Consider the following 12014-nt stretch of genomic DNA (forward strand, 5'->3'; position numbering starts at 1 on the left):
CCGCAGCGGTAGACCCTTGCGGAATGCGAAGTAGCCCAGGGACAGGCCCAAAGCGATGTAGATCGCCCACGGGTGGAAGCTCCAGTGGAAGAAGCTCGACGCGAGCGAGGTGCTGGCGGCCTCGGCCTGGGGGATCGCCTCACCGCCGCCCTCGGGGACGACGGGGGCCAGCGCGGCGTCACGTGGCTCGTGCAGGTGGGTGACCGGTTCGGCCACCCCCCAAAAGACCAGGCCGATACCCATGCCGGTGGTGAAGAGCATCGCGAACCAGGCGATGGTGCCGAACTCCGGCCGGGAGTCGTCCGGCCCGAGCCGGATGCCCCCGAAGCGGCTCAGCATCAGGAAGATCGCCGAGCCCAGGAAGAAGGTGGTCGCCAGGACGTAGAACCACCCCAGCCGCGAACCGATCCAGTCACGGGCCGCCTCCGCGCCGTCCAACAGGGGTTGGGTGAAGGCGATCCCCAAGATCACGAAGACGACGACCACGAGCCCGGAGATCGCGAAGACAGGGGGGTTCGTATGTTCTCGGATGTACCTGCGCAGGGTTGAGATGGTCACTCCTTCCCAGCCCCGTCGGTCGGGGGTCGGGGTGCCGGCTCCTGCCTCCGGCCATGGATGGGTCCCGTGGGATGGTAGAGGCTTTCGTACCAGGTAGTAAAGCAACCGTCACAACACGGAGAGCTCCGACAAAGGGAATGATGTCGGACTTGCCGGAATCCAGGCGGGATGGGGGAGGGGGCGGAGCGGGTGGGCGGGGTCAGCCCGAGCGGCGCGGGGAGCGCTGGGTGATGAGGCCCTCCAAGGTCTCGTTCACCCTGTTCATCCAGTTCAGGATGGTTTCGAGTTCCTCCAGTGAGTAGTCCTCGTGCATGGCGCTCATGGCGTCGCCGATCCCCACGGCGGTGCTGGTGGCCAACTTTTCGGCCCCCGCCATCAGGCGCACCGCCACCTTGCGCCGGTCCAGCGGATGCGGGGTGCGTTCGACCAGGCCGTGCGCCTCCATCCGGTCGATCACGCCGGTCACCGATCCCGTGGACAGGCACAGGCTGTCCGCGATCTCTCCGGGGGTCATGGAACCGGCCACGCGCAGCAGCGTGTAGCACTGGAAGTCGGTGGGGTTCATGCCCGAGCGTTGCGACATCCGGTGCAGCAGTCGCACCAGCTGGACCGCCAGCTGTTGACCGTCGGACTGCAGGGCGGAGTACAGGTCCGCGCGGGAGGCGGCCGTCTCGCTGCGGGGTGCGTGCTTGTCCATGGTGGCCGTTTCCGTCATCGACGCCTCCACCTCGGCGGCCTTTGGACCCTCGGGCCCGTCGAGGCGGATTCTGGGCGCGGTGTTCATCCATCTCCCAGGGTCACGATGATCGGGCCTTCCGGTCACTGTGATCGAGTTTACGGGGGCTCGAAGTGTTGGGTGGCCCAAAGTCTACGCGATGTGTAATAGTTCGCTTGACAAGAATCACGGAAATCGAGACAAATCGTACATGCGCCTTTCCTAGAGGAGAGTGTCATCGTCGACTTCAAGACGGAAGCACTGCGATCGGAGTGGCGACCATCGTCGATGGACCTCGGCGGGGTTCGCGCGGCCGTCGGCGATCTCCTGCGCCGGCACCTGGACCCCCGGGTTCGGGAGGTGGCCCTCCTCGATCCGGACTGCGCCCATGAACTGGCCGAACGCGTCGTCTCCTTCACCCTGGGCGGCAAACGGCTCCGGTCCACACTGGCCTGGTGGGGCTGGCTCGCCGGCGGCGGTCCGTCCCACGGGCCCGAGGCGCACGCGGCACTGTCCGCGGCCTCCGCCCTGGAAGTGCTCCAGACCTTCGCCCTGATCCACGACGACGTGATGGACTCCGCCCCCATCAGGCGCGGAGCCCCCTCCGTGCACGCCGCTCACGGTGACGACCACCGGTCACGCGACTACCGGGGATCATCGGTGCGTTACGGCGAGTCCATGGCGGTCCTGACCGGAGACCTCGCCCTGGCCTGGGCCGATGACCTGCTCCACGAAGCCCTCGACGCACTCCCGGGCAGGGGTGAGGCTCATCGGGTGTGGCGCGAGATGCGCACCGAGGTGATGGTCGGCCAGTACCTCGACCTGCGTTCCCGGGCGAGCGCGGAACGTTCGGTGAGCGTCGCCCTGCGGACAGACCGGCTCAAGACCGCCTCCTACACCGTCGAGCGTCCCCTTCACCTGGGCGCCGTCCTGGCGGGAGCCCCTTCCGAGACGGTCTCGGCGCTGCGCCACTACGGCGCCGACGTCGGCGTCGCCTTCCAACTCCGCGACGACCTCATGGACCTCCAGGGTGATGCCTCCCGAACCGGGAGACCACCCGGGGAGGACCTCCGGCAGGGCACCAACACCATGCTCCTCGCGGTCGGCGTCGACCTGGCGAGAGAACACGGCGACACCGCGGCCTTGGACCTGTTGAAGCGTGTCGGTACCGACCCGGTGCCCACTACCGAGGTCGAATGTGTCCTCGACCGCCTGGGCGCGTGCGATCTGGTGCGACGGCACTGCCGGGAACTGGCCGACCGGGGCGTGGACCACCTCGCCCCCCTCGACCTCGACCCGGCAGTGCGCGATGGACTGATCGGCTTCGCCGACGCCGCGGCGCGTACCTGAGCCCGAACCCGAACACGCTCGGAAGTGGAACCGTGAAAACCGACCCGACCCCGAGCCGGACCTCGGGCCGCTCACGAACCGACCGCGCACCAGTGGTCGTCGTGGGCGCCGGACTGTCCGGACTTTCGTGCGCCCTGCACCTGCTGGGCGCGGGCCGTGACGTGGTGATCGTCGAACGCGAGGAGCACCCGGGCGGACGCGCGGGCCGCCTCGACATGGACGGCTTCCGGGTGGACACCGGACCCACCGTCCTGACCATGCCCGAACTCCTGGACGAGGCCTTCGCCGCGGTCGGCGAGAGCCTGTGCGACCGACTCGACCTCGTCGCGCTGGCTCCCGCCTACCGTGCGAACTTCGCCGACGGGTCCACCATCGACGTGCACACCGACCGACGTCGTATGACCGCCGAGGTGGCCCGGGTCGCCGGGACACGCGAAGCCGTGGGCTACCTGCGTCTGCGCGAGTGGCTCACCCGCCTCCACGAGGTGGAGATGCGCTCGTTCATCGACGCCGACTTCGACTCGCCCCTGGACCTGCTCGGCCCCGACCTTGTCCGATTGGCCGCGCTGGGCGGTTTCGGTCGCCTGGCGCCCGCGATCGGCCGGCACATCAAGGACGAGCGCCTGCGTCGCGTCTTCTCGTTCCAGTCCCTCTACGCCGGGGTGGCGCCCGAGCGGGCCTTGGCCGCCTACGCCGTCATCGCCTACATGGACACCATCGCGGGCGTCCACTTCCCGAGGGGCGGGATGCGAGCGATCGGGGAGGCCATGGCCGGTGCCGCGGCCAAGGCGGGTGCGCGCCTGCGTTACGGCGAGTCCGTCACGAGCCTGGAACGTTCGGGGGATCGGATCACGGCGGTGATGACCGACAGGGAGGAACGCCTGGCCTGCGACCAGGTCGTGCTGACCGTCGACCTGCCCAACGCCCAGAGCCTCCTGGGTCGCAGGCCCCGACGCCTGGTCCCGCACCGCTTCTCACCCTCTGCGGTCGTGCTCCATCTGGGCACCGACCGCACGTGGGACCACCTGTCCCACCACACCATCTCCTTCGGCCACAGGTGGGAGCGCACCTTCACCGAGATCATCGACCAGGGGCGCACGATGAGCGACCCCTCGCTGCTGGTCACCCAACCCACGCTCACCGACCCCTCCCTGGCTCCGGACGGCCACCACCTGCTCTACGTCCTGGCGCCGGCACCCAACCTCGACGCGGGCGACATCGACTGGGACGGGGAGGGTAGGCGCTACCGGGACAGCGTCATCGGCACCCTCGAAGAACGCGGGCTGACCGGGCTGGACGCCTCCATCCGCGCCGAGCGGGTGATCACCCCCGCCGACTGGGCCCGCCAGGGCATGGCCCACGGCACCCCGTTCTCCCTGGCGCACACCTTCGCCCAGACCGGCCCGTTCCGGCCCCGCAACGTCCTGGCCGGCACCTCCAACGCCGTCCTCGCCGGTTGTGGCACCACCCCTGGCGTGGGGCTGCCCACGGTGCTGATCTCGGGAAAACTGGCGGCCGCGCGAGTGCTGGCCGCGTCGACGCGACGGGGGCGACGATGAGCAGGGCCACCACCGAACTGAACGCGGCGGGGATCACCTCCGAACGTCTGCGTGACGACTACCTGCGCTGCCGCGACCTGCACGCCCACCACGGCCGTACCTACTACACGGCCACCCGGGTGCTGCCGCCCGAACGCCGTCCCGGCATCCACGCCCTCTACGGCTTCGCCCGCTGGGTGGACGACATCGTCGACGAACCCGAGCCCGGAGCCACCGTCGAGGAACAACGCTCGCTGCTGGACCGCATCGACGCCGATCTCGCCCTCCTCCAGGCCGGAGGCGAACCGGAGGAACCCGTGCTGCGCGCCCTGGCGCACACCGTGGACCGCTATGGACTGCCGGCCGACCACTTCACCGCCTTCATGTCCTCCATGCGCATGGACCTGGAGGTGACCGAATACCGCGACCTCGACCACCTGCGCGAATACATGTACGGCTCTGCCGCGGTGATCGGACTCCAGGTCCTGCCGGTCCTGGGCACGGTCACGCCCCGAGACGAGGCCGAGCCGCACGCCGCCGCCCTGGGCGAGGCCTTCCAGCTCACCAACTTCCTGCGCGATGTGGCCGAGGACCTCGGGCGCGGGCGGGTGTACCTGCCCACCGACGTCCTCGCCGGACACGGGGTCGACCGCGCCCTTCTGGAGCACTGCGCCCGGGCGAGAACCCCGGACCCACGGGTGTGTCGGGCCATCGCCGAACTGGTGGAGGTCAACCGGGACCTCTATCGCCTGGCCGAACCCGGGGTGGCGATGCTCGAACCCGTCGCCCGTCCGTGTGTCGCCACCGCCTTCCGGCTCTATCGCGCCATTCTGGACGAGATCGGTGCGGCGGGCTTCGACGTGTGGAGTGTCCGCCACCGGGTGTCCGACACGCGCAAGATGGCCTCGGCCGTGCCCGCTCTGGCCCGCTCACTGTGGGCGAGGGCCGTTCCGCGACCCCGAGACGGTGGGTCCGCCCCCTGAGGAGAACGCAGATGACCCTGCCCGACCCCGAACCTCGACGGATCCCTCTGCGCCGTATGCCCAAGGGCACCTGGTCCCGTCAGGAACCGACCTGGCGGGAGGCGTCCCCGGGTGTGATCCGGGCTGCCCTCGAACGCGCTCTGGCCCGGCCCTCCGGCAACTGGTACGTGCTGGCGGGGTCCGAGGAGGTGCGCACCGACCGTCCCTTCGGCCGGATGGTGGCCGGTACCGAACTGGTGGCCTGGCGTACCTCCGGGGGTGCCGTGCACGCGGGTCCGGGAGCCTGCCCGCACCTGGGCGCTCCCCTGTGCCGGGGCGCGGTGGACCGGGGGCGCCTGGTGTGCCGCTGGCACGGGTTGTCCCTGGGCCCCGAGGGCTTCGCGGGCTGGAACCCCTACCCCGCCCACGACGACGGGGTGCTGGTGTGGGTGCGCCTGGACCACGTGGGCGGTGAGGAACCCCTGGACGCGCCCGTGGTGCCCGAACGCCCCACGTCGGCCCGCAGCATCGCCGCGGTGGAGAGCATGGCCGGTCGGTGCGAACCCGAGGACGTGGTCGCCAACCGGCTCGACCCCTGGCACGGGTCCTGGTTCCACCCCTACTCCTTCGTCGGGTTGAGGGTCACCGAGGTGCCGAGCGGCCCCGATCCCGAGCCGGACCGCATGGTGGTGGACGTGGGCTTCAAGGTGGCCGGGCGATGGGGTGTGCCGGTGCGCGCGGAGTTCGTCTGCCCCGAACCGCGCACGGTGGTCATGCGGATCATCGAGGGCGAAGGGGAGGGCAGCGTGGTGGAGACCCACGCCACGCCGCTGGGCGTGGACGAGCGGGGGGTACCGCGCACCGCCGTCATCGAGGCGACGGTCGCGGCCTCCGACCGCACCGGCTTCACGTTCGCGCGCAGGGTCGCCGGTGCGGTCCGTCCGGTGATGCGAATGGCCGCCCGCCGCCTGTGGCGCGACGACCTCGCCTACGCCGAACGCCGCTACCTGCTGCGCTCCTCCGGGCGGTGGCCCGGCTGACGTAGGGCCCCGGCCAGGGCGCGCAACGGCGCGAACCGGCCTCGCCGGGGGACACTCCACACGGTGTGCCCCCGCCGTCCCCACCGGGTGAGCAGGGCGTTGGCGGCCAGTACGCCGCTGGTGGCCGCGCGTTCCATCAACGCCACCGGTAGGTCCACCCGCACGTGGTCCCCGGCCACCACCAACCACGGATCGGAGGTGGTCACCGCGCAACGTTCGGTATGGCCTCCCGGTGGGAACAGCGGACAGTCCTGACGCAGTTCGTGGCGGGCGTCCACGACCCTCGCCTCGCGAAGTTCGGGGTAGACCGCCGCAGCCTGCTTCCACAACGACGCCTGTTCGGCCGCCGGATCACAGCCTCGGGGCAGGGCGTAGGCGTGCAGTTCCACGACCGAACCACCGGTGCGCCGCGCCCAAGAGGCCGCCTGGTCCTCGTAGCGTTCCAACACGCTGATGTTGTCCAGCGTGGCGTGTCCGGCGGTGCCCAGGAACGCCTGCCGGTGCGCGCGCACCGGCAGGTCCAGCCAATAGCGGGAGACCAGGAACGGCGGTGCCGACGGCAGTGCGGCCACCCGCTGCCGCCAGGCCCCGTCACCGAGTCCGGGGGAGCGGGCCACCACCTCGCGCAGGCCACCAGGGTCGGTGGCCAGCACCACCCCGTCGAAGCGCCCGCTTCGCTCCCCACCCTGGTCGGTCCAGGTCACGGTGGCCCCGCCCGGCTCTTCGGGGACGATCCCCTCCACCCGTGCCCCCTGGCGCAGGACCGCCCCGGCTGTGCGCAGACGTTCGGCGAGGGGATCCCACAGCGCCTGCGGGAAGGGGGAGCGCGGCACGTCGAACACCAGGCCCTCGGAGGAACCCAGGAAGTAGATGTGGAACATCACCGCCATCTCCGCCGCCGACAGGTGCTCGGGCTCGGCGAAGAAACTACGGCTGAACACCTCGAAGGCCAGGTGGCGGGCGCTGCGCGGGAAGCGGGTCACCTCCAACAGGTCACGGGCGCTCAGGTGGTCGAGGCGCTCGTACACACCCGGCACGTCCACGTCCAGTAGTTGGAGGGCGGCGGGCAGGTTCACCCCGGCCAGCTCCCGGATCGGGAAACTGCGGCTGGTGGCGGTGAGCACGGCGGCGTTCCACGGAGGGGTGCTGGGAAGCCCGGAGAAACGGTCGGCGGCCCCCGAGGCGTGCACCAGCGGGTAGTCCGTCAAGGGCACCAGACCGGACAGTTCGGGGTCGCCATGACGTAGCAACGAGCGCAGGTTGTAGTACTGCCGGAAGAACGCGTGGAAGCCGCGGCTCATCGTCGCCGTGGAACCGTCGGCCAGGGTGGTGTCCCACCCGCGCAGCCGCCCGCCCAGGCCCTCCTCGCGTTCGAGGACCGTCACCTCGATCCCGCGTTCGACCAGGGCGCGAGCGGCGGCGAGCCCGGCGATGCCACCGCCCACCACCGCCACCCGGGGGGTGTGCTCCGGGCGAGGCCCCACGGGTTCGGGTGCCGGGAGCGCCTCGGCGGCCGGGTCGTGGACGTCACCGCTCACCAGGCACCCCCCGGACGGGAACCGACGAAGGTGTGCGTGATCCCGTACTGCCAGCCCGGCAAAGGGGCGTCGGCCACCGACTCCAACCCGGTGGCCCGCATACGCGCGAGCAACTCCCGCCTGCCGTCGAACTCCAGCACACTGCGCCACAGGTAGCGGAACAGGTCCGCCCGTCCGGTCAGCGCCCTGCCGGAGGGGATGATGACCCCCCAGCACACCGCCGTCCACACCGCCCGCGCGGACGGTGAATCGGCCACCGAGTACTCGTGCAGGGCCAACCGACCACCGGGACGCAGCACCTCGAGGATCGACCACAGAAGTGCGTCGGGGTCGGGCACGTTACGGATCAGGTAGGCGCCGAACACCGCGTCCGCCGGCCCTCCCAACCGTTCACACACCCAGGCGGGGGAGAGTTCCTCGGCCCGGGACCGGTGGAAGACGACGTCACCGTCCCAGGCCTTGGCCCGTGCGGCGTCGAGCATGCCCTGGGAGGCGTCCACCGCCACGATCCGGGCCTTGGGCGCGGCGTCGAGCAGCGCCGCCGTGGAGGCACCGGTTCCACATCCCAGATCCAGCAGACGCATTCCCTCGCCCCGGTCCGGCAGCCGCAGCCGCCGCACTGACGTGCGCAGATCCCGGTGGTAACCCGGGTTGGCGCCGACCAGTCGGTCGTAGGCTCCCGCGGCGTGATCGAACTCGTCGGTGACCGTTGCGGTCTTCATCCGACCCGTCGTGGTGGTCATGGTGCTCCCACGTGTGTTCGTCGGTGTCCTCGCGTTCTCCCGAGAGCCCCGGCAAGCTGGGGCCATGACCGACTACGACGTGGTGATCATCGGCGGGGGAGCCGCGGGGCTCACCCTCTCCCATCGCATGGGCACGGTCAACGAACGACGCGGGCGGCCCCTGCGCACGGCTCTGTTGGAGCCCCCGGTGGGAGAGCACACGCCGCCGCCACGCACCTGGTGCTTCTGGGAACCGGACGGAGGGCTCTGGGACGACCTGTTGACGGCGCGGTGGCGCGACCTGACCGTGGTGGGGTCCGACGGCGCGGAGTACCGTTCCCCGGCCGATCCGTACGTGTACAAGATGCTGCGCTCGGTCGACATGGCCGCCCATGTGCGGGAGCGGGCAGACGAGCACCTCCGGGCGCGGGCGCTGTACGTGACCGGGCTGGTCGACGGGCCCGAGCAAGCCACGGTCCACGCCACCGAACCCGATGGGACCGAGACGACCCTGACCGCTCGCTGGGTCTTCGACTCCCGTCCTTGCGCCATGCCTCAGGGCGGGCGCACCACACTGCTCCAGCACTTCCGGGGCTGGTTCGTGCGCTCGCCGCACGAGACCTTCGATCCGGGGTCGGCCATCCTCATGGACCTGCGCCCGGAGCAACCCCGCACCGGCGTCGCCTTCGGCTACGTATTGCCGTTGTCCACACGCGAGGCACTCGTGGAGTACACCGAGTTCGGTCGTACCGCCCTGAGCACGGCGGAGTACGAAAAGGCGCTCACCGTCTACTGCGCACAGGCCGGTCTGGCGGAGGTCGAGGTCACCGCCACGGAACAGGGCGTCATCCCCATGACCGACGCGCCCTTTCCCACCCGGTCCGGACGGCGGTTGTTCCGTATCGGTACCGCGGGCGGCGCGACCCGACCCTCCACCGGCTACACCTTCAGCGGGGTGGCCCGACAGACCGCGGCGGTGGCCGAGGCCTTGGCCACCGACCGGACACCGCTGCCCCCGGTTCCGTACCGTTCCCGCCACCTGGCCATGGACGCCATCATGCTCGCGGCGTTGGACAGCGGCCGGGTGGAGGGCGCCGACTTCTTCGAGCGGCTCTTCGCCGGTAACCGACTCGGTGACGTGCTGGCCTTCCTGGACGGAACCTCCCGTCTGCCGAAGGAGTTGCGTATGGGGCTGACCACTCCGGTGGCGGCCATGTCCCGCACCACTCTCGACCATCTTTGGCGCACCCTGCGCGCCCGCGTCGGCGTGCCCGCGCGGGCCGAGGGAGGGAGCGACGGGTGACCCCACCGTCGTGACCTGCGGTTTCTCCAAGGGGTGGGTGTGCTTTCGTCCGGTTGGGAAGGGTGCGTTCGGGGAATCCTGGGATCACACGGCGGCGGACCTGGGACGGCCCGCCCGGAACTTGCGGGGCCGTGCTCCCGGATCCGGCACCGGCCTGCTCCGGCCGAGCGGTGGGATCGGTTCGATCCCGAAGGTGGTCCGCGGTACCCCGAGGTGAGTGCGCGATACACGGCGCTCCGCACGTCGCCGATACGGGACGAGACGTACCGAGCGTCGCCGGTTCCTTCCGACACGGGTCGGAAGGACACACCGAAAGGGGCGGCAACATGCGATTGCACACCGAACGACGGGCGGATCGACGGCTCGATCTCGTCTACCGGATCGGCGCCGGGCTCACCGGACTGGTCCTGATCGGGTTCGGTATCGCGGGGATGATGACCAGACTTCCGCTGTTCGATACCCAGGGCGAGGTGATCGCCGGACTTTCCACCAACGGGGCGCTGAGCTTCATCTCGATCGCCATCGGCTCGTTGTTGGTGGGCGCGATGGTGTTGGGCGGAACCTTCGCCTCCACCGTGTGCGTCGTGGTCGGTATCGCATTCGTCGTCAGCGGTCTCGTCAACCTCTTCCTGATGAGCACCGACTTCAACATCCTGGCCTTCTCGATGCCCAACGTCATCTTCAGCTTCGTCGTAGGCCTACTGGTGATGACCTTCGGTATGTACGGCCGGTTCAGTGGCGGTCTGGACGACGACAACCCCTTCCACCGGTACCGGGAGGCCCGCCACCAGGAAAGGGGAACTCGTCAACGGGGTCGGGACGCCCATCACGAGGATCGGCTCCCGGCCCCGCGAACCGAGGACGAGGGGGCGTCCACCCGGGCCGAGGACGGTGTGCCGCGCGCGCGGCAGGGTGATGACGGCGTCTACCGGGCCGCGCACGAGGCCGGGAGCCGGGGTGCGACCGGAGGCGCGAGCTCGCTGAAAACGCCCGGTCGCCACCGTCGAAACCGTCCCGGCGAGTGAACGCCGTGGCCGAGCGAGGACGTCTGGCGCTGGTCACCGGTGCCAGCGGATACATCGGTGGCCGGCTGGTCCCCGAACTGCTGGAGGCCGGTTACCGGGTGCGCTGTCTGGCCCGGAGCCCGGAGAAACTCCGTGACCATCCCTGGCGGGAACGGGTCGAGGTGGCGCGTGGGGACGTGGTCTCGGGGGAGGGGCTCGACGAGGCTCTGCACGGGGTCGACGTCGCCTACTACCTTGTGCACTCCATGGGCAGGGGAGGCGACTTCGAGAGCGTCGACGCCCAGGGGGCCCGCACCTTCTCGCGGGCGGCGGGGGAGGCGGGCGTGGGCCGGGTGGTCTACCTGGGCGGGCTCGCTCCACAAGGGCAGGAGCTGTCCGCGCACATGGCCTCGCGCAAGGAGGTCGCCGATCTACTTCAGGCCGGGCCGGTGCCCACCGTGGTACTGCGAGCCGCGGTGATCCTCGGTTCGGGGTCGGCGTCCTTCGAGATGCTGCGGCACCTCACCGAACGATTGCCGGTCATGACCACGCCCCGGTGGGTGCGCAGCCGGGTACAGCCGATCGCCGTCCGCGACGTGCTGCGACTGTTGGTTCTGGCCGACACGCTGCCGGCCGACACCGACCGCGCCTTCGACATCGGTGGACCCGAGGTACTCGACTACGCGGAGATGATCCAGCGTTTCGCCGCCGAGGCGGGCCTGGCCCGTCGACTCGTCCTCCCGGTGCCCGTCCTGTCGCCCGGGCTTTCGAGTCTGTGGGTGGGCCTGATCACGCCGGTTCCACCCGCCGTGGCGCGCCCCCTGGTGGAGTCGCTGCGCCATGACGCGGTGGTCGAACAGGACGAGCTGTCCGATCTGGTGGACGACCACGGGCGGATCGGGTTCGATCGTGCGGTGGCGCTGGCCCTGCGCAGGATCGACGAGGACAGGGTGGACACCCGTTGGTCGTCGGCGTCCTGGCCCAGCGCTCCCTCGGACCCGTTGCCCACCGACCCCGACTGGTCCGGGGGCAGCCTGTACACCGATCGTCGTGCCCGGTTCGTGGACGCTTCGGTCGAGGACGTGTGGAGGGTGATCGAGGGGATCGGTGGGAGCCGGGGCTGGTACTCGTGGCCGCTCGCCTGGGCGGCCCGAGGCTGGATCGACCTGGCCGTGGGCGGGGTGGGACCGCGTCGCGGTCGCCGGGATCCTCGACACCTGCGGGTGGGGGACCCACTGGACTTCTGGCGTGTGGAGGAGATGGTTCCCGGCAGGCTGCTGCGGT

The 12014-nt window shown here is 70.5% G+C and carries 11 protein-coding genes; 7 read left to right on the forward strand and 4 right to left on the reverse strand.

What is annotated here, in order from left to right; all coding sequences use genetic code 11:
* Together K8V84_RS16865 and K8V84_RS16870 are read right to left on the reverse strand one after the other, a co-directional pair.
* Nucleotides 1–531 (reverse strand): BCCT family transporter (locus K8V84_RS16865; RefSeq protein WP_304076034.1); only part of this gene is annotated, 531 nt, incomplete at its 3' end.
* A gap of 226 nt (nt 532–757) precedes the next feature.
* Complete coding sequence (locus K8V84_RS16870; RefSeq protein ID WP_304076017.1) at nt 758–1273, reverse strand: MarR family winged helix-turn-helix transcriptional regulator; 516 nt, start codon at nt 1271–1273, stop codon at nt 758–760.
* A 288-nt stretch (nt 1274–1561) separates the two neighbouring features.
* Between K8V84_RS16870 and K8V84_RS16875 the strand changes: the two genes are divergently transcribed.
* The 4 genes from K8V84_RS16875 to K8V84_RS16890 all read left to right on the forward strand — a co-directional run bounded on the left by K8V84_RS16875 (nt 1562) and on the right by K8V84_RS16890 (nt 6163).
* Nucleotides 1562–2623, forward strand: coding sequence for a polyprenyl synthetase family protein (locus K8V84_RS16875; protein WP_304076018.1), 1062 nt, complete (start codon nt 1562–1564; stop codon nt 2621–2623).
* Nucleotides 2624–2715: 92 nt separating this feature from the next.
* Nucleotides 2716–4182 carry a phytoene desaturase family protein gene (gene crtI / locus K8V84_RS16880; protein WP_304076020.1) on the forward strand — a complete coding sequence of 489 codons (1467 nt, stop codon included), beginning with the start codon at nt 2716–2718 and terminating at the stop codon, nt 4180–4182.
* Nucleotides 4179–5144: a phytoene/squalene synthase family protein gene (locus K8V84_RS16885; protein ID WP_304076022.1), complete on the forward strand. Its 966-nt coding sequence runs from the start codon at nt 4179–4181 to the stop codon at nt 5142–5144. The genes crtI and K8V84_RS16885 overlap by 4 nt, the downstream gene beginning before the upstream one ends.
* An 11-nt stretch (nt 5145–5155) precedes the next feature.
* The gene (locus K8V84_RS16890; protein WP_304076023.1) at nt 5156–6163 is read left to right on the forward strand and encodes a DUF5914 domain-containing protein; all 1008 of its coding nucleotides are present in this window, start codon (nt 5156–5158) and stop codon (nt 6161–6163) included.
* Here K8V84_RS16890 and K8V84_RS16895 read toward each other — a convergent pair.
* Together K8V84_RS16895 and K8V84_RS16900 are read right to left on the reverse strand one after the other, a co-directional pair.
* On the reverse strand, nt 6127–7701 hold the full coding sequence (locus K8V84_RS16895) for an FAD-dependent oxidoreductase (RefSeq protein ID WP_304076025.1): 1575 nt from the start codon (nt 7699–7701) through the stop codon (nt 6127–6129). The genes K8V84_RS16890 and K8V84_RS16895 overlap by 37 nt on opposite strands.
* Nucleotides 7698–8444: a class I SAM-dependent methyltransferase gene (locus K8V84_RS16900; RefSeq protein WP_304076027.1), complete on the reverse strand. Its 747-nt coding sequence runs from the start codon at nt 8442–8444 to the stop codon at nt 7698–7700. The genes K8V84_RS16895 and K8V84_RS16900 overlap by 4 nt, the downstream gene beginning before the upstream one ends.
* Nucleotides 8445–8508: 64 nt before the next feature.
* On the opposite strand from K8V84_RS16900, the gene K8V84_RS16905 reads away from it, so the two are divergent.
* The 3 genes from K8V84_RS16905 to K8V84_RS16915 all read left to right on the forward strand — a co-directional run.
* Nucleotides 8509–9726, forward strand: coding sequence for a lycopene cyclase family protein (locus K8V84_RS16905; RefSeq protein WP_304076029.1), 1218 nt, complete (start codon nt 8509–8511; stop codon nt 9724–9726).
* A gap of 326 nt (nt 9727–10052) precedes the next feature.
* Nucleotides 10053–10751, forward strand: coding sequence for a DUF4383 domain-containing protein (locus K8V84_RS16910; protein ID WP_304076031.1), 699 nt, complete (start codon nt 10053–10055; stop codon nt 10749–10751).
* Nucleotides 10752–10756: 5 nt separating this feature from the next.
* The coding region (locus K8V84_RS16915; RefSeq protein WP_304076033.1) for an SDR family oxidoreductase at nt 10757–12014 on the forward strand (1258 nt) is incomplete at its 3' end.

The organism is Nocardiopsis listeri, from assembly GCF_020741345.1.
Lineage (GTDB): Bacteria > Actinomycetota > Actinomycetes > Streptosporangiales > Streptosporangiaceae > Nocardiopsis > Nocardiopsis listeri_A.

Excerpts from the sequence above, each read along its gene's own strand:
- K8V84_RS16870 (WP_304076017.1), bottom strand. The coding sequence starts at position 1,273 with ATGACGGAAACGGCCACCATGGACAAGCACGCACCCCGCAGCGAGACG.
- K8V84_RS16875 (WP_304076018.1), top strand. The coding sequence starts at position 1,562 with ATGGACCTCGGCGGGGTTCGCGCGGCCGTCGGCGATCTCCTGCGCCGG.
- K8V84_RS16885 (WP_304076022.1), top strand. The coding sequence starts at position 4,179 with ATGAGCAGGGCCACCACCGAACTGAACGCGGCGGGGATCACCTCCGAA.
- K8V84_RS16890 (WP_304076023.1), top strand. The coding sequence starts at position 5,156 with ATGACCCTGCCCGACCCCGAACCTCGACGGATCCCTCTGCGCCGTATG.
- K8V84_RS16900 (WP_304076027.1), bottom strand. The coding sequence starts at position 8,444 with ATGACCACCACGACGGGTCGGATGAAGACCGCAACGGTCACCGACGAG.
- K8V84_RS16905 (WP_304076029.1), top strand. The coding sequence starts at position 8,509 with ATGACCGACTACGACGTGGTGATCATCGGCGGGGGAGCCGCGGGGCTC.
- K8V84_RS16910 (WP_304076031.1), top strand. The coding sequence starts at position 10,053 with ATGCGATTGCACACCGAACGACGGGCGGATCGACGGCTCGATCTCGTC.